13 protein-coding genes are annotated in these 17,790 nt (G+C 66.4%); 8 read left to right on the forward strand and 5 right to left on the reverse strand.

Annotation, left to right across the window (positions count from 1 at the left end):
• Nucleotides 1-84: 84 nt before the first annotated feature.
• The 5 genes from glgX to ACFVWT_RS02885 all read left to right on the forward strand — a co-directional run bounded on the left by glgX (nucleotide 85) and on the right by ACFVWT_RS02885 (nucleotide 8,872).
• Nucleotides 85-2,337 carry a glycogen debranching protein GlgX gene (gene glgX / locus ACFVWT_RS02865; RefSeq protein ID WP_390245027.1) on the forward strand — a complete coding sequence of 751 codons (2,253 nt, stop codon included), beginning with the start codon at nucleotides 85-87 and terminating at the stop codon, nucleotides 2,335-2,337.
• The gene (treY, locus tag ACFVWT_RS02870) at nucleotides 2,334-4,682 is read left to right on the forward strand and encodes a malto-oligosyltrehalose synthase (RefSeq protein ID WP_390245029.1); all 2,349 of its coding nucleotides are present in this window, start codon (nucleotides 2,334-2,336) and stop codon (nucleotides 4,680-4,682) included. Before glgX ends, treY begins: the two co-directional genes overlap by 4 nt.
• Nucleotides 4,679-6,433, forward strand: coding sequence for a malto-oligosyltrehalose trehalohydrolase (gene treZ, locus ACFVWT_RS02875; RefSeq protein ID WP_390245031.1), 1,755 nt, complete (start codon nucleotides 4,679-4,681; stop codon nucleotides 6,431-6,433). Before treY ends, treZ begins: the two co-directional genes overlap by 4 nt.
• A 112-nt stretch (nucleotides 6,434-6,545) precedes the next feature.
• Entirely contained in the window at nucleotides 6,546-7,583 is a 1,038-nt protein-coding gene (mgrA, locus tag ACFVWT_RS02880) for an L-glyceraldehyde 3-phosphate reductase (RefSeq protein WP_390245033.1), read from the forward strand.
• A gap of 203 nt (nucleotides 7,584-7,786) precedes the next feature.
• Nucleotides 7,787-8,872: an inositol-3-phosphate synthase gene (locus ACFVWT_RS02885; RefSeq protein ID WP_390245035.1), complete on the forward strand. Its 1,086-nt coding sequence runs from the start codon at nucleotides 7,787-7,789 to the stop codon at nucleotides 8,870-8,872.
• A gap of 121 nt (nucleotides 8,873-8,993) precedes the next feature.
• Here the strand turns inward: ACFVWT_RS02885 and ACFVWT_RS02890 are convergent, their stop codons facing one another.
• Nucleotides 8,994-9,617, reverse strand: a complete 624-nt coding sequence (locus ACFVWT_RS02890) for a MerR family transcriptional regulator (RefSeq protein WP_390245037.1) — start codon at nucleotides 9,615-9,617, stop codon at nucleotides 8,994-8,996.
• A gap of 99 nt (nucleotides 9,618-9,716) precedes the next feature.
• Between ACFVWT_RS02890 and ACFVWT_RS02895 the strand changes: the two genes are divergently transcribed.
• The gene (locus tag ACFVWT_RS02895; protein WP_390245039.1) at nucleotides 9,717-10,226 is read left to right on the forward strand and encodes a DUF2306 domain-containing protein; all 510 of its coding nucleotides are present in this window, start codon (nucleotides 9,717-9,719) and stop codon (nucleotides 10,224-10,226) included.
• A 45-nt stretch (nucleotides 10,227-10,271) separates the two neighbouring features.
• On the opposite strand, the gene ACFVWT_RS02900 is transcribed toward ACFVWT_RS02895, so the two are convergent.
• The 3 genes from ACFVWT_RS02900 to mshA all read right to left on the reverse strand — a co-directional run bounded on the left by ACFVWT_RS02900 (nucleotide 10,272) and on the right by mshA (nucleotide 14,469).
• Nucleotides 10,272-10,952: a hypothetical protein gene (locus ACFVWT_RS02900; RefSeq protein ID WP_390245041.1), complete on the reverse strand. Its 681-nt coding sequence runs from the start codon at nucleotides 10,950-10,952 to the stop codon at nucleotides 10,272-10,274.
• A gap of 490 nt (nucleotides 10,953-11,442) precedes the next feature.
• Entirely contained in the window at nucleotides 11,443-13,140 is a 1,698-nt protein-coding gene (locus ACFVWT_RS02905; RefSeq protein ID WP_390245043.1) for a formate--tetrahydrofolate ligase, read from the reverse strand.
• A gap of 63 nt (nucleotides 13,141-13,203) precedes the next feature.
• A complete protein-coding gene (gene mshA, locus ACFVWT_RS02910) occupies nucleotides 13,204-14,469 on the reverse strand; it encodes a D-inositol-3-phosphate glycosyltransferase (protein WP_390245045.1) in 1,266 nt (421 codons plus the stop codon).
• Between the two features lie 171 nt (nucleotides 14,470-14,640).
• Here mshA and ACFVWT_RS02915 point away from each other — a divergent pair, with 171 nt between their 5' ends.
• Entirely contained in the window at nucleotides 14,641-15,126 is a 486-nt protein-coding gene (locus tag ACFVWT_RS02915) for a GNAT family N-acetyltransferase (protein WP_390247046.1), read from the forward strand.
• Between the two features lie 29 nt (nucleotides 15,127-15,155).
• Here the strand turns inward: ACFVWT_RS02915 and ACFVWT_RS02920 are convergent, their stop codons facing one another.
• A complete protein-coding gene (locus tag ACFVWT_RS02920; protein ID WP_390245047.1) occupies nucleotides 15,156-16,553 on the reverse strand; it encodes a 6-phospho-beta-glucosidase in 1,398 nt (465 codons plus the stop codon).
• A gap of 116 nt (nucleotides 16,554-16,669) precedes the next feature.
• Here ACFVWT_RS02920 and ACFVWT_RS02925 point away from each other — a divergent pair, with 116 nt between their 5' ends.
• Nucleotides 16,670-17,761, forward strand: coding sequence for a PfkB family carbohydrate kinase (locus ACFVWT_RS02925; protein WP_390245049.1), 1,092 nt, complete (start codon nucleotides 16,670-16,672; stop codon nucleotides 17,759-17,761).
• The last annotated feature ends 29 nt before the right edge of the window (nucleotides 17,762-17,790 follow it).

Consider the following 17,790-nt stretch of genomic DNA (forward strand, 5'->3'; position numbering starts at 1 on the left):
CGCAAACCGCGGCAACAAACAATTACTAAACCTGCTTACTAGTAGTCTGTCTAGAGATTTATTCGTTACGCACGAGGAGTACACATGGAAGTCTGGCCCGGATCGGCATACCCGCTGGGAGCCACCTTTAACGGCACTGGCACGAACTTTGCGCTGTTCAGCGAAAGGGCGGACAAGGTGGAACTGTGCCTTTTCGACGACGAGGGTGTTGAAACCCGCATCGAGCTCCTCGAAGTAGACGGCTATGTGTGGCACTGCTACCTGCCCCACATCCAGCCCGGCCAGAAGTACGGATACCGCGTCCACGGCGCCTACGATCCCGACTCCGGGAACAGGTTCAACCCGAACAAGCTGCTCCTGGATCCCTATGCCAAGGCCGTGCACGGCCAGATCGACTGGGACCCCGCGCTGTTCTCCTACAACATGGGCGATCCCGATTCCCGCAACGACGCAGATTCCGCCCCGCACATGATGATGGGTGTGGTGATCAACCCGTTCTTCGACTGGGACGGCGACCACAACCCCAGGATTCCGTACCACAAGTCCGTCATCTACGAGGCCCACGTCAAGGGCCTGACGCAGCTGCACCCCGAAGTTCCCGAGGACCAGCGCGGCACCTATGCCGGCGTTGCGCACCCCTCGGTCATCTCCCACCTGCAGAAGCTGGGCGTCACCGCGATCGAACTCATGCCGGTGCACCAGTTCGTCAACGACGGCATCCTGCAGGACAAGGGCCTGAGCAATTACTGGGGTTACAACACCATCGGCTTCTTTGCCCCGCACAACACCTACAGCTCCACCGGTGATACCGGCCAGCAGGTCCAGGACTTCAAGGCCATGGTCCGCTCCCTGCACCAGGCGGGCATCGAAGTGATCCTCGACGTCGTGTACAACCACACCGCCGAAGGCAACCACCTGGGCCCCACCCTGTCCTTCAAGGGCATCGACAACGCCGCCTACTACCGGCTCATGGACGGCGACGAGAAGCACTACATGGACTACACGGGCACCGGCAATTCGCTCAACGTCCGGCACCCCCACTCCCTGCAGCTCCTGATGGACTCCCTGCGCTACTGGGTCACCGAAATGCACGTGGACGGCTTCCGGTTCGACCTCGCCTCCACCCTGGCCCGCGAATTCTATGACGTGGACAAGCTGTCCACCTTCTTCGAACTCATCCAGCAGGACCCGGTAGTGTCCCAGGTCAAGCTGATTGCCGAGCCGTGGGACGTTGGCCCGGGCGGCTACCAGGTGGGCAACTTCCCGCCGCAGTGGACGGAATGGAACGGAAAATACCGCGACACCGTCCGCGACTTCTGGCGTGGAGAACCGGCAACCCTGGGCGAATTCGCCTCCAGGATCACCGGCTCCGCCGACCTCTACGAGCACTCCGGCCGCCGTCCGGTCGCCTCGATCAACTTCGTCACCGCCCATGACGGCTTCACCCTGCAGGACCTGGTGTCCTACAACGAGAAGCACAACGACGCCAACGGCGAAGGCAACAACGACGGCGAATCGCACAACCGTTCATGGAACTGCGGCGCTGAAGGCCCCACCGACGACCCCAAGGTCCTGGGCCTCCGCGCCCGGCAGCAGCGCAACTTCATCGCCTCGCTGCTGCTCTCGCAGGGCGTGCCCATGCTGCTTCACGGAGACGAGATGGGCCGCACGCAGCAGGGCAACAACAACGGCTACTGCCAGGACTCCGAACTGACCTGGATCAACTGGGAGAACGTGGACCAGCCGCTGGTGGAGTTCACCGCCGCCGTCAATGCCCTACGGCACAAGCACCCCACTTTCCGGCGCAGCCGCTTCTTCGACGGCAGGCCGGTCCTGCGTGGCGAGGGTGAACGGCTTCCGGACATCGAATGGCTGGACGTGGACGGCTCCACGATGAAGCCGGAAGACTGGGACAGCGGCTTCGGCCGCTCGGTGGGCATGTTCCTCAACGGCGACGGCATCCGCGGCCGGGACGAACGCGGCCGCCGCATCACCGACGTCAACTTCGTGCTCTACTTCAACGCGCACGACGACGAGGTCAAGTTCACGCTTCCCTCGGACGAATATGCTCCCGCCTGGGACATCATCATCGACACCGCAGGGCATAACGCCGACACCGAACCGGTTGAAGCCGGCGGAGTCCTCCCCGTGGACGCGAAGTCCCTCGTGGTGCTCCGCGCCCACAGCGTTCCGGAAACCGAGCCGGACCACTCCGTGGCGGCATCGCTCGCGGCCCTAACGCAGACCGCCACCAGCGAGACAGCGGCGCTGACCTCGCCGGCCATCGCCGAGCCCGCCCAGTCAACGAGGGCAAGGTCGAAGGGCAAGGATTCATGAGGACGCCGGTCTCCACGTACCGCCTGCAGATCCGTCCCTCCTTCACGCTCCAGGACGCCGCCGCCGAGGTGCCCTACCTGAAGTCGCTGGGCGTGGACTGGATCTACCTGTCCCCGATCCTGACGGCGGAAAAGGGATCGGACCACGGCTACGACGTCACGGACCCGTCCACGGTGGACGCCGACCGCGGCGGCCCTGAGGGCCTGGAAGCGGTGTCCCGGGCTGCCCGTGCCGCCGGCATGGGCGTCCTCGTGGACATTGTGCCTAACCATGTCGGAGTCGCGTCGCCGTACCAGAACCCCTGGTGGTGGTCACTTCTCAAGGAAGGCCGGAAGTCACCTTACGCCGAAGCGTTCGACGTCGACTGGGACTTCGGCCACGGACGCGTCCGGCTCCCTGTGCTGGGGACCGACGACGACCTGGACAAGCTGGAGATCCGCGACGGCGAACTCCGCTACTACGACCACCGGTTCCCGCTGGCCGAGGGGAGCTTTGCCGACGGCGATGACCCCCGCGACGTCCATGCCCGCCAGAACTACGAACTGGTGGGCTGGCGACGCGCGGACACGGACCTCAACTACCGCCGCTTCTTCGCCGTGAATACGCTGGCCGGCGTCCGGGTGGAAGTTCCCCGGGTGTTCGACGAAGCCCATGCCGAAGTGCTCCGCTGGTTCCGCGAGGGGCTGGCGGACGGGCTGCGGATCGACCACCCGGACGGGCTGGCTGATCCGGAGGGCTACCTCCGGCGGCTCCGCGAAGCGACCGACGGCAGCTACCTGCTGATCGAGAAGATCCTGGAACCGGGGGAGGAGCTACCGGCGTCCTTCGAGTGTGAAGGGACCACCGGCTACGACGCGCTGGCTGACGTGGACCGACTTTTCGTCGACGCCTCGGCGCAGAAGGCCCTGGACCAGCTCGACGGCAGGCTCCGCGGCGGAGAGCCCGCAGACTATGAGGAAATGATCCGCGGAACCAAACGCCGGATCACCGACGGCATCCTGCACTCCGAGATCCTTCGGCTGGGAAGGCTGGTTCCGGCCGGGACGGAGCTTGCCGGCACGGCGTTGGATGCTGAACTCGCGGCCGACGCCATCTCCGAGATCATCGCCTCCTTCCCCGTCTACCGGACCTACCTGCCGCACGGCGAGGAAGTCCTCACGGAAGCTTGCAGCCTGGCCGCACGGAACCGGCGGGACCTCGCTCCGGCCATTGAACTGCTGCAGCCGCTGCTGCTGGACGCCGGGTCGGCGCTGGCACAGCGGTTCCAGCAGACCTCCGGCATGGTGATGGCCAAGGGCGTGGAAGACACGGCCTTCTTCCGCTACACCCGGCTGGGCACACTGACGGAAGTGGGGGCCGATCCCACCGAGTTCGCCCTCGACCCGGCGGAGTTCCACCAACGGATGGCGCGGCGGGAAGCCGAACTGCCGCTGTCCATGACCACGCTGAGCACGCACGACACCAAACGCAGCGAGGACACCCGGGCCCGGATCTCCGTGATTTCCGAGTTCGTTGCGGAGTGGGACAAGGTGCTGACCAGGCTGCAGGAACTGGTTCCGCTGCCCGACGGGCCGCTCGCCAGCCTTCTGTGGCAGGCCATCGCCGGCGCGTGGCCCGCGTCCCGTGAGCGGCTCCAGCAGTACGCCACCAAGGCGGCCCGCGAGGCCGGCAATTCGACCGACTGGCTTGACCCGAACGAAGAGTTCGAGCAGAAGTTGGCTGCCGCCGTCGACGCCGCGTTCGACAACCCGGAAGTCCGGGCGGAACTGGAGGCCTTCGTGGCGCTCCTGCAACCCTACGGCGCGGCAAACGCGCTCTCCGCGAAACTCGTGCAGCTGACCATGCCGGGAGTTCCGGACGTGTACCAGGGCACCGAGTTCTGGGACCGTTCCCTCACCGATCCGGACAACCGCCGCACTGTCGACTTTGCCGCGCGGCGGAAGGCGCTGGCCGAACTCGACTCCGGCGAGCGTCCGGCGTCGTACCAGGACGACGCCGCCAAACTGCTGGTGACCTCGCGGGCGCTCAGGCTCCGGCGCGACCGGCCCGAGCTCTTCACCGGCTACACGGCAGTCGTGCCGAGCGGTCCCGCGGCCGCGCACCTCGTGGCGTTCAGCCGCGGTGCCGGTGAGTCCGGCGGCGCCGTGACGCTGGCCACCAGGCTGCCGCGCCGGCTGGAACAGTCCGGCGGCTGGCGGGACACTTCCGTGGCATTGCCGGCGGCAATGACGGACGAACTCACCGGCAACAGCTTCGGGCCCGGACCGGTGCACGTTGCGGACATCCTGGCAAGCTACCCGGTTGCCTTGCTGGTACCCACTCACGGATCGGAGAACCACGGATGACGTACCCCGCAAGCGGAAGCGGACGCTTCGACATCTGGGCCCCCGAGGTCACTGCCATCACCTTGCTGGCAGACGGCGCTGAATACCCCATGAGCCAGCGCGGCGAGGGCTGGTGGACGGCAGCCGATGCCCCGGCCGGGGGAGAAGTGGATTACGGCTACCTGCCCGGGACGGACACCACCCCGCTGCCGGACCCCAGGTCCCGCCGCCAGCCGGAAGGCGTCCACTCCCTGTCCCGCACCTTTGACCCGTCCGCCCATGAGTGGGGTGACGGGGACTGGGCCGGGCGGGAGCTTCAGGGTGCTGTCATCTACGAACTGCACATCGGCACCTTTACGCCCGAAGGAACCCTGGAGGCAGCAGCCGGAAAACTGGGCTACCTCAAGGACCTCGGCGTCGACTTCGTGGAACTCCTCCCGGTCAACGGCTTCAACGGTACCCATAACTGGGGCTATGACGGAGTCCTCTGGTACGCCGTCCATGAGGGCTACGGCGGCCCTGCCGCGTACCAGCGCTTCGTTGACGCCGCCCACGGCGCCGGCCTGGGGGTCATCCAGGACGTCGTCTACAACCACCTCGGTCCGAGCGGAAACTATCTGCCGAAGTTCGGGCCCTACCTGAAGTCAGGGGAAGGGAACACCTGGGGCGACTCGGTGAACCTGGACGGGAACGGATCAGACGAGGTCCGCCGCTACATCCTGGACAACGCTGCCATGTGGCTCCGGGACTACCACGTTGACGGTCTGCGGATCGACGCCGTGCACGCCTTCAAGGACGAGCGCGCTGTCCACCTCCTCGAGGAGTTCGGCGCCCTGGGCGACACGATTGCCGCGGAAACCGGCCGGCCGATCACCATGATCGCGGAGTCGGACCTCAACAACCCCCGCCTGCTCTACCCCCGCGACGTCAACGGGTACGGGCTGGAGGGCCAGTGGAGCGACGACTTCCACCACGCCGTCCACGTGAACATCAGCGGCGAGACGGACGGGTACTATAGCGATTTCGATTCGCTGGGCGCCTTGGCCAAGGTGCTGCGCGACGGGTTCTTCCACGACGGCAGCTACTCCAGCTTCCGCGGCCGGCACCACGGCCGGCCCATCAACACCGGGCTGGTGCACCCCGCGGCCCTGGTGGTGTGCAGCCAGAACCACGACCAGATCGGCAACCGCGCCACCGGCGACAGGCTCTCCCAGTCGCTGTCTTACGGCCAGTTGGCGCTGGCGGCCGTCCTCACGCTAACGTCCCCGTTCACGCCCATGCTCTTCATGGGGGAGGAATACGGCGCCACCACGCCGTGGCAGTTCTTCACCTCCCACCCCGAGCCGGAGCTGGGCAAGGCGACCGCGGAAGGACGAATCAAGGAGTTCGAGCGCATGGGGTGGGATCCCGCCGTCGTGCCCGATCCCCAGGATCCGGAGACCTTCAACCGTTCGAAACTGAACTGGGCCGAGGCCGCCGAGGGTGACCACGCACGGCTCCTGGACCTCTACCGGACGCTGACGGCGCTGCGCCGTTCCACCCCGGAACTCGCAGGCCTCGGGTTCACGGACACCGCGGTGGAGTTCAGCGAAGAGGACCGCTGGCTGCGGTTCCGGCGCGGAGACGTGCACGTGGCACTGAACTTCTCCGAACAATCGGTCAAGCTCGAGGACGCTGCCGGCACGCTGCTGCTCTCCACCGACGAGGCCTCAGTTCCCGACGGCGGCTCGCTGATGCTGGCGCCGTGGAGCGCTGCCATTCTGAAGGCCTGACCGCTTGGCCACTTGACCGCTGTTGCCGCGCCGCGGGCTGTTTGTGTCAGCCCGCGGCGTAACAACGGATTTGTTGCCTGTAGCCTGCGTCACAGCTGGCAGGATTGCAGGTATGACTTATTCTGCAGCGGACAACCGCTATGAATCCATGCCCTACCGCCGCGTCGGACGCAGCGGCCTGAAACTTCCGGCCATCTCCCTTGGGCTCTGGCACAATTTCGGTGACGACAAGCGCTTTGACGAGCAGCGCGCCATCCTCCGCCGCGCCTTCGACCTGGGCGTCAACCACTTTGACCTGGCCAACAACTACGGTCCGCCGGACGGATCCGCAGAAACCAACTTCGGCCGCCACCTGCAGGACGACTTCAAGCCCTACCGCGACGAACTGGTCATCTCCACGAAGGCCGGTTACTACATGTGGCCCGGCCCGTACGGCGAGTGGGGCTCCCGCAAATACCTGATCTCCAGCCTGGACCAGTCGCTACAGCGCATGGGCCTGGACTACGTGGACATCTTCTACAGCCACCGTCCGGATCCGGAAACGCCCATGGAGGAAACCATGGGCGCGCTCGACTACGCCGTGCGCTCCGGCAAGGCCCTGTACGCGGGCATCTCCTCGTACACTCCGGAACAGACCCTCGAGGCCGCCCGGATCCTGAAGGACCTCGGCACCCCGCTGCTCATCCACCAGCCCAGCTACTCCATGCTGAACCGCTGGACCGAGGACGGTTCACCGAACCTCTACGAGACGCTGGACCAGGTGGGCGCGGGGTCCATTGCATTCTCCCCGCTGGCGCAGGGCATGCTGACGGACCGTTACCTGAACGGCATCCCGGCCGATTCGCGGGCAGCCAAGGAGCGGTTCCTGTCCGAGTCGGCGCTCACCGAGGACAAGCTGGACCGGGTGCGCGGGCTCAACAACATCGCCGCCGGCCGCGGGCAGTCGCTCGCGCAGATGGCCATCGCCTGGATCCTCCGCGACCAGCCCAAGGGCTCACCCGTGACGTCCGCACTGGTCGGCGCGTCCAGCGTCAAACAGCTGGAGGACACCTTGTCCGCCATCAACAACCTGGCGTTCACGCACGAGGAACTGAAGGCGATCGACGAGTTCGCCGTCGAGTCCGACATCAACCTCTGGGCCCAGAAGTAGCGCGCCCCTAAACAGGACCCAGCGGGCCAACCGGGCCGCCCAACAGAACCGTCTATGTCACAAAGCCGGGGCCGGGAACAACTCCGGCCCCGGCGGCGTTGGCTACAATGCAAGGGCGCCCAATGGCGCCGTGCCCATCAGCCGCCGTCGCTCATCAGAGTGCTGCCGCGCCGGGCACTGAAGTTTGTTCTCAAAGGAGTTCCGTGTCTTCAAATCCGATTCGTGTTGCCATCGTCGGTGTGGGTAACTGCGCCGCGTCCCTGGTCCAGGGTGTCCACTACTACCGGGATGCCGACCCCCAGGCCACGATTCCCGGTCTGATGCACGTGGAGTTCGGCAAGTACCACGTCAACGATGTCGAATTCGTTGCAGCCTTCGATGTTGACGGCAAGAAGGTCGGCGTTGACCTGGCCGACGCCATCCTGGCTAGCGAAAACAACACCATCAAAATCGCCGACGTTCCCCCCACCGGCGTAACGGTCCAGCGCGGCCACACCCTGGACGGCCTCGGCAAGTACTACCTCGAGACCATCGAGCAGTCCCCGGAAGAGCCGGTCGATGTTGTCCAGGCCCTGAAGGACGCCAAGGTTGACGTCATGGTCTGCTACCTGCCCGTTGGATCGCAGGAAGCCGCCGAATTCTACGCACAGGCCGCAATCGATGCAGGCGTGGCGTTCGTCAACGCCCTGCCGGTCTTCATCGCCGGAACCAAGGAATGGGCGGACAAGTTCACCGCCGCCGGTGTCCCGATCGTGGGCGACGACATCAAGAGCCAGATCGGCGCCACCATTACGCACCGCGTCATGGCCAAGCTCTTCGAGGACCGCGGCGTCACGCTGGACCGCACCTACCAGCTCAACGTCGGCGGCAACATGGACTTCAAGAACATGCTGGAGCGCGACCGCCTGGAGTCCAAGAAGATCTCCAAGACCCAGGCCGTGACCTCCAACGTTGAAGCCGAACTGGCTGCCAAGGACGTGCACATCGGCCCGTCCGACTACGTCCAGTGGCTCGATGACCGCAAGTGGGCCTTCGTGCGCCTCGAAGGACGCAACTTCGGCGACGCCCCCGTTTCTTTGGAGTACAAGCTCGAAGTGTGGGACTCACCCAACTCCGCCGGCGTGATCATCGACGCCATCCGTGCGGCCAAGATCGGCCTGGACCGCGGCATCGGCGGCCCGCTGCTCTCGGCGTCCAGCTACTTCATGAAGTCCCCGCCGGAGCAGTTCAACGACGACCTCGCCCGTGAAAAGGTTGAGGCCTTCATCCGCGGAGACCTGGAGCGCTAAGCTCTTCCGTTTCCCCCGCGCGATGCTCTCTCACTTGTGGTGGGTTTTGGCGCGATGCTCTCTCACTTTTGGTCGGTTTTGGCGCGATGCTCTCTCACTTCTGGTGGGGGAGCGTCGCGCTTTAAACGTCATTCTCATATCGGCGGATGGCGTGGCTGGCCTGTGCGAAAGCAAGGAGCTTGAGCAGCAGCCGGCTGTGCATGTGCATCCCGACTGCGGCCGTGAGAATAAGCTGGTCGACGCTGTCCGGGGCCGTCGTGGCCGCGATGTCGATCCCGGCGACGTCATCCATAGCCTTGCTGTACGTGTCCAGCACCTCAGGCGAGACACGGATGTTGAGGCTTTCCATGAGCGCCAGGTGGGCATTCAGTGCGTTCCGGGCGTCACTCGGGTAATCGGGCCAGCCTCGAAGACGTACGACGGCGTCAGCCGCCGGTGTGCCGACGCTGCCACCCGCTGTGGCGGAGGTGTCCAGCTCCAGCACCACGCGCTGGACTGCCGCCAGCAGGTCGAGCCGCGGTGCGCCGTCGTCGGCCATTCCGAGGAGGCCGCGGATCTGTTCGATGTTCAGTCCGACTATCCGGCGGAGCGCCTGGATCAATTCGAGCCGCTCGACGTGCCGCGCCGAATACTGCGCGCGGGTTGCGTGGACGGCGGCCCCGGCGGGCAACAGGCCCTCGCGCAGGTAGTACTTGATGCTGGCGGCCGAGACTCCCGACCGCTCGCTGAGTTCCTTAAGCTGCATCCGCGCCTTCTTTGGTCGGAAGCCGGGTCCGTTGGATAGTGGGTCCGGCGGCAACTATCCTGATGTACACAGTCTGGATAGTGCCTCTATCCTAAAGCTATGGAGCCCTGGAATGTACTGCTAGTCAGCCATGTGATCGCAGCGCTGTTCGTCCTTGTGATTGGCCCCTTTCAGATTCTTCGACGGCGCCGCGACCGCATCCACCGCACCATGGGATACCTCTGGGTGGCGGCCATGTACTACGTCTGCTTCAGTAGTTTCTGGATTGTGACCGCAGGACATTTCAGCTGGTTGCACGGGCTGTCCGCCTTCACCATCGTGACTGTTACCCTCGGCCTTGTCAGTGCAATTCGCCGTAACGTTCCGTCGCACCTGGGCAACATGGTGGGCAGCTACGTCGGCATTGCCGTGGCGTTCATTTTTGCCGTCGCCGTCCCGGGACGGGCGATCCCGCAACTTCTTGCCGAGGACCCCGCCACCGCGGCGTACGTTGCCGGTCTGGTGGTGCTAAGCGTCGTGGTGGTCTTCGTTTCGCTCAAGCGCGGTGGCCGTGCGGGGGTGGGGGCCAAGGTGAAGGACCAAACGCTCGCTCACTCCCTGCAGGTTTAAGGTTGATCCTCTCTCACTTTTGGCGGGTTTTGGCGCAACGCTCTCTCACCCGGCGTCGGCAAAACCGGACGCTTGGGGATGATCGAGCCATGCGGTGCGCAGCAGTCGTTTGATCTTGCTGACGGCCGGCCGGCAACCATCAACAAGATCGTCCTTGCCGAGGATCAGGACCGTCCAGCCAGCCGATTCAAATGCTTTGTCCCGCCGTCGGTCGCTGAAGATCTGGGCGTCGAGAAGGTGATGTTCACCGTCATACTGGATGGCGAGACGCCGGTGACGGTAGGCCAGATCGGCCGTCGGCGAAACGGCATCCGTTGGGCGCAACGCCAACTGGAGCTCCGGCTCAGGGAGGCCGGCGTCGGCCATCGCCAGGCGGAGAAGCGATTCAGGCGCGGAGTCCGCACCGACCCGCATGAGGTGCAGCGCCTCCCGGGCGCGTACTACACCCTGCAGGTTTGGGTGGCGGCCAACTAAGGTGCGGAGACCGTCCAAAGTGTCATAAGGCCGGGTGCGTCCCTCGAACGCCACTCGCGGGACACGGATTAGTTGATCCCCCATGCACACCAGATCGCTCACCGGCAGCCGTCGCGCCAGATCCAGCCAGGTCCGCGAACGGGTACTGACGCGGAGGCCATCGATCGATTCAATCTCGTCCTCGAGGGCCACCACCGTGTGGCCGATAACGCCGTTGCGGCGCACAGAGGGCAGGGTCCGGGGCTTGCTCAAGTGCAACTCCGTCGAGTCAGCTAGCCAGGGTGGCAGGAGTTGGCAGTGAAGCCGAGCTGCCGTGACGTGGGATATCCAAGCCCCTGGCGACGCGGTGGACAACGCCCTTGCCGCGGCCTCCAGTTCGAAGTTCCAGTCTGACGGGCGGTAGAGTCCGCGGCCCACATGAACCACATCTTTCCGCCGCAGCCTGGCCCTGGAAACTCCGGACGCCCGCGCTGAATCCAACGTGAATGGAGCCGCCGCCAGGTGAGCAGGTAGATCGGTGCGCTTTTGCATGCTGGCATTGTGACCCGAAACCGGACAACGCCGCAGAAGTTATCCACAGGCAGCTGTTTAGTCGAGAGGGAGTGAGAGAGCGTCTGGGAAAAGTCGGCAGAGAGTGAGAGAGCGTCTGGGAAAAGGCGGCAGGGAGTGAGAGAGCGTCCGGGAAAAACCGGCAGGAAGTGAGAGAGCGTCTGGGAAAAACCGGCAGGAAGTGAGAGAGCGTCTAGAAGAGGCCCAGCGGCTTGCCGGTATCGTCCACGTCCATCCGCAGGGCAGCCGGGACCTTGGGAAGCCCGGGCATGGTCATCACCGCGCCGGTCAGCGCCACGATGAAACCCGCCCCGGTCTTGGGGATGAGGTCCCGCACATGCACCGTGAAGCCTTTCGGCGCACCCAGCTTCGTGGCGTCGTCGCTGAAGGAGTACTGCGTCTTGGCCATGCAGACGGGCATGCCGGCCCAGCCGTTCTTCTCGATGTCGGCCAGGCGTTTGAGCGCCGGGACCGAGAAGTCCACGCCGTCGGCCCCGTACATTTCCTGCACGATCGTGCGGATCTTGTCCTCCACAGACAGCTCCAGCGGATACAGGTGCCGGAAGCTGTGCGGTGCCTCGAGCGCTGCGAGCACCTTGGCCGCGAGATCGTCACCGCCGTCCCCGCCGCCGCCCCGGCCCCAGACGTCGGCCACGGCAGCCTGCACCCCTTCGCCGGCGCACCACTCCAGCAGCCAGTCCAGCTCTTCCTGGGCGTCCGAGGCGAACTTGTTGACGGCCACCACGGGCGTGATTCCAAACTTCTCCACGTTCTGAATATGCCGGCGGAGGTTGGCAGTTCCGGCAGCCAGCGCCTCCACATTGGGTTCCTTCAGCCGGTCCTTGGCCACCCCGCCGTGCATTTTCAGGGCCCGCACCGTGGCCACCAGCACGACGGCGGACGGTGCCACGTCTGCCACCCTCGCCTTGATGTCCATGAACTTTTCGGCCCCCAGGTCGGCGCCGAAACCTGCTTCGGTGACCACGATGTCAGCGAGCCGGCGGGCGGTCTGGGTGGCGATCAGCGAGTTGCAGCCGTGCGCGATGTTGGCAAACGGGCCGCCATGCACCAGGGCCGGAGTGCCGGCGATGGTCTGCACCAGGTTGGGCTTGATGGCATCCCTAAGCAGCATGGTCAGGGCACCCTGGACGCCGAGGTCCGCCACCGTGACGGGTTCACGGTCATAGGTGTAGCCGAAGGTGATACGGCCCAGCCGGGCCCGGAGATCGGCGATGTCCGTAGCCAGGCAGAACACCGCCATGATCTCCGAGGCCACCGTGATGTCGAAGCCGTCCTGCCGCGGGACGCCCTGGGCCGGTCCGCCGAGGCCTATGATCACTTCGCGGAGGGAGCGGTCGTTCATGTCCAGGACCCGTTTGAACGTCATCCGGCGGGGATCGATGTTGAGTTCGTTGCCCTGGAAAATATGGTTGTCCACCAGGGCCATGAGTGCGTTGTTCGCCGAGGTGATGGCGTGGAAGTCGCCGGTGAAGTGCAGGTTGATTTCCTCCATGGGCAGCACCTGGGAGTAGCCCCCGCCGGTGGCGCCACCCTTCATGCCCAGGACGGGACCCAGGGACGGCTCACGCAGCGCGATCATCACCTTCCGGCCCGCCCGGGCCAGGGAATCCGCCAGGCCCACCGTGGTGGTGGACTTCCCCTCGCCCGCCGGAGTGGGGGACATCGCCGAGACGAGCACCACCTTGCCCGGAAGGCGGTCCGGTGCGCCTGCCGGATCCACAAGCTTCGCCGGATCGATCTTCGCCTTGTACCGGCCATAAAGTTCCAGGGCGTCGGCGTTGATGCCTGCCGCGGCGGCGATATCGCCGATGGGCCGCATGGTGGCGCGCTGGGCGATTTCCAGGTCACTCATGACGTTGTTGTCAGACATCGTTGTCCTTCAGTTCGTGGCTTCAGGGAAAGCCGGTTGGAGGTCCCGCCCGGCGCTGCCCGGCTATGGCGTGTGGCCCACCGGAATTCTGTGACTGTCAATGTACTGGTCGACGGCGGCGTGGTAGCTTTCCAGCGTGATGGCGGCAGTCCGCTGCCAGCCGAAGCCCTGGGCGTGCAGGGCTGCAGCCCGCCCCATGTCCCCGCGGGTGACGGGGTCGTCATAGAGCGCTTCCAGGACGTCGGCCCAGTCAGCGGCTTTGTGCCCGTCCACCAGCAGCCCGGTCCGTCCGTCGAAGATGGCGCGGGACAGTCCGCCCACCCGGGTTGCCACTACCGGAGTTCCGCACGCCTGGGCTTCCAGCGCCACCAGGCCGAAGGATTCACTGTAGGACGGCATCACCACGACGTCGGCCGAGCGGAACCAGCCGGCCAGCTCCGGTGCGTTCACCGGCGGGTGGTGGGTGACGACGTCGTCCATTCCGGCAGCGCTGATCAGCGATTTCAGGTCGAAATCCTTGGCCCCGCTCAAGGCCCCCAGGATGGTCACCTGGAGGTCGATGTCCGGGCGGCGCGAGCGGAGCAGGGCAGCTGCCTTGACGAGGACCTGCGGGCCCTTGAGCCGTTGGATCCGTCCGGCGAACAGCAGGTGGAACTTGCCGGCGGGCACCCCGAACTGTGCCCGGGACCGGGGGCGGAAGGCGGGTGTAAAGACACTCAGGTCCACACCCGGGGGAGCGACGTCGATGTGGTCGAAGTCGGCATCGTAATGCGACACGAGTTCGGCAGCCTCGGCCGGGGTGTTCGCGATCAGCCGGGTGGCGCCGTCGACGATGCGGTGTTCGCCGTCCTCGCGCCGCCGCGGTTCCGGTTTCTCGCCGGACTGCAGGAGGAGGTTCTTGACTTTGGCCATGGTGTGCATGGTGTGCACCAGCGGCACTCCCCACAGCCGGGAAAGCTCCAGCCCGGCCACGCCGGACACCCAGTAGTGCGAATGGATGAGGTCGTACCGGCCGTGCGGCTGGCGCTGCCGGATGCGCTCAATTTCCGCCACCATGCTGTGCAGAAGCTCCGGAAGTTCCTCTTTGGGCAGCTTTCGCGGCGGTCCGGAGATCACGTTGTGGACGCATACGCCGGGATCCGGGTGTTCGACGGCGGGCTGCCCGGACGACGTGGACCGCGTGAAGATTTCCACCTCGACCCCGCTGGCGGCCAGTGCCGACGCCAGCGCCCGCACATACACGTTCATGCCGCCGGCGTCGCCGGAACCGGGCTGTTCCATGGGCGAGGTGTGCAGGGAAAGGAACGCGACACGGCGGATCAGAGTCACGGCTCTCCCTTCGGCTGGCGGAACTGCATCCGATAAAACACTACTCCTGAAGTGCCCCGGCCTTCGCAGTGTCCCGAACACCTCCCGAACACTGGAATCCCTCCTGCTAACGTGGCGCGTGTGAGCGCAACCGCAGATGCAACGGCAGATTCAAACCAGCACCCGGCCGGCATGGCAATCCGTCCCGCCACCGCAGCAGACTGGCCCGGCATGTGGGCCATCCTGGAGCCTGTCATCCGGGCCGGGGAGACGTTCACCTGGGACCGCGGCACCACGGAGGACGAGGCCCGCGCGCGCTGGTTCAAGGACGCCCCGGGCCAGGCATTCGTGGCCGTCCGGGACGGGGCGGTGCTGGGGACGGGAGAGCTGCACCCCAACCAGGGCGGGGGAGGGAGCCACGTGGCCAACGCAGGCTACATGGTCCACCCGGACCACGCAGGCAAAGGACTGGCCAAGGCCCTCTGCGCCTATTCGCTGGACGCGGCCCGGGCTGCAGGCTTCCGTGCCATGCAGTTCAACGCCGTGGTGGAGAGCAACGTCCGCGCCGTGGCGGCCTGGCAGGCCATGGGCTTCGAGGTCCTGGCCACCATCCCGGAATCCTTCAACCACCCGACGCTGGGTTACGTGGGCCTGAACGTGATGTACCGCAAGCTGTAGGCGCCGCCGGAAGCGGCAGCCGTCGGAAGTCAAGCCCCGCCGTGCCACAGCAGCCGGAGCCCCGGGAACGCCGCTTCGTAGCCCGCCAGAAGCTTCACAGCCCGCTCCTCGGAATCGATCAGCGGGTGGAGCGCGAACGCCCGAAGGGCGTCGGCACGTCGTCCCTGCACCACTGACGACACCGTGAGCCGTTCCACCTCCTTGACCCGCTGCATGAGGGCAAGTTGGGCTTCTCCGGGCCGCTCCTGCGGCAGCGGCACCGCGCCGTCGGGGGTCACCTGGCAGGGAACCTCGACGACGGCGTCCGCCGGCAACCCGGGAACCGCGCCTTCGTTTGGGGTGTTCAGGATGAGCTCCGTACGCCCGGCCGGCGCACCACCCGACGGCGCACCACCCGACAGGGCCCGCATCACGCCGAGGGCAACGCGCTCGTACCCGCCCCCCGCGAGGTCCTCCTCATCCCGCTGTTCGCCGCCGGCGCGTGCCTCAGCCAGGTATCCTTCCTCGCGGGAGCGTCGGGCTGCGTCCCACAGTTCGTAGGCGCGGGGACCTGCCGCGGCCAGCGCCGGGTAGAGCCCGGCCTGTTGTTCGTGGATCGATTCGCCGCGCGTCTGCCGCATCGCGCGCATTGCGCCGACTGCCCGTTCGGTGTCGTAGTAGTAATACAGGTACTCGTTGGGCAGGCAGCCCAGCTCCTGGAGGAACGGCTGAGGGAAGAGCCGCCCCTCCTCGAAACCGGACAGGGCCCGCGCGTCCGCCAGCAGCCCGGGAAGCACGTCCTTCCCGCCGGACTCCAGCCGGTACAGCCAGCCCAGGTGGTTGAGGCCGTAATAGCCCACGCCGTCGAGCTTTCCCTCCGGCAAGTCGGCCCCCGCCGCCCGGGCCGCCCGGTGGACCAGGCCGCCGGCCGAATCACAGATGCCAATCACCTTTCTTCCCAGCTCGGGCACCAGCGCCTCCGTGACCATTCCGGCCGGGTTGGTGAAGTTGACCAGCCATGCCCCGGGGCACCGCTGCTTCATTTCGCGGGCCAATGCCAGCATCCCCGGGATGGACCGCAGGGCATAGGAGATCCCGCCCGCGCCCGTGGTCTCCTGGCCCAGCAGGCCCAGTCCGAGGGCCACGCGCTCGTCGGCGGTCCTGCCCGCTGTTCCTCCGGGGCGGATGGCCGCGAACACCATGTCGGTGCCGGCGAGGCCCTCGGCCAACGATGTGGTGGTGCTGACCGCAGGGCCGGGGCGGTCGGATGAAGGAGCACCGCCGGAAGCCCCCATTGTTGCCAGAACGGCCTTGATGGCAGCCAGCCGCAGGGGATCGACGTCGAAGAGCACAAGCTCCCGCACCAGCCCTGCGAAGGGGCCGGAGGTGAGCGCCCGGTACACGAGCGGGACACGGAACCCGCCGCCACCGGCAATCATGAGCCGCATACCACGCAGTCTATTCGGCTACGGCGGGCCGCTCACGGGAACTCCTGCCGGGGCCCTTCGCATGACCAGGGACGGGGCTCTTTGCAGGGCTGGCCCGAGGGCGTAGTCTGCCGAACATGGACGCGATACCAGAGCGCCGGTTCGACCCGCTCTCCGCCGTCCGCACTCCCGCGGACGGGAGCTTCGACCTGCTCCTGACGGGGACGGTCTTCCAGGACATCATCTTCACCGGGCTGCCCCACGCGCCGGAGCCGGGCACTGAAATCTGGAGCGAGGGGATGGGGAGCTGCCCGGGCGGGGTGGCCAACCAGGCCATCGCCGCTGCGCGGCTGGGACTGCGGACAGGGCTGGCGGCTGCCTTCGGCGATGACGGCTACGGGGACTACAACTGGAAGATCCTGGCCGCCCAGGAACACGTGGACCTGTCCCTGTCCAAACGGGTACCCGGCTGGCACTCTCCCGTGACGGTCTCGCTCAGCGTGCAGCACGACCGCTCCATGGTCACCCACGGCCACCCGGCGCCGGTCACTTCCTCGGAACTGATCGGCACGCCGCCGGCTGCGCTCGCCGCCGTCGCCGACCTGGACGAGGAACTGGCCCCGTGGGCTGTGGCCGCCCACAGCGCCGGAGTCAAGCTTTTCGGGGACGTCGGCTGGGACGCCACCGGCAAATGGTCCTCCACCAGGCTCGACAACCTCGAGTACTTCCACGCGTTTATGCCCAACCAGCGCGAGGCCATGGCGTTCACCGGCCGGGACACTCCCTGGGCAGCGCTGTATGCGCTCGCCGACCGGGTTCCGGTGGCCGTGGTGACCCTGGGGCCGCAGGGGGCCATGGCCGTGGACTCCGAAACGGGCGAGGAGGAGTGGGTGCCGTCGCTGCCGGTCTCGGCCTTTGACCCCACCGGGGCCGGGGACTGCTTCGGCGCGGCGTTCATCGTGGGCAGCCTCGCGCGCTGGCCGCTGGCTGACCGGCTGCGGTTCGCCAACCTGTGCGCGTCGCTGGCGGTCCAGGAAGTGGGCGGTTCCCTCGCGGCGCCGGGCTGGGGCGACATCGCCGACTGGTGGAAGCGGGCCAACGCCAGGCCGGAGAGGCAAAGCAGCCAGTGGCTGCGGCGCTTCAGCTTCCTCGAGGACATCGTCCGCGATGTTCCCACGCAGGCCCTGCGCCGGGCCACGGCAACCATCGCCCACCTCTCCGACGCCTAGCTGAATTAAGCCCACCCGCCGCGCCGCCA

Source organism: Arthrobacter sp. NPDC058288 (genome assembly GCF_042880995.1).
GTDB lineage: Bacteria > Actinomycetota > Actinomycetes > Actinomycetales > Micrococcaceae > Arthrobacter.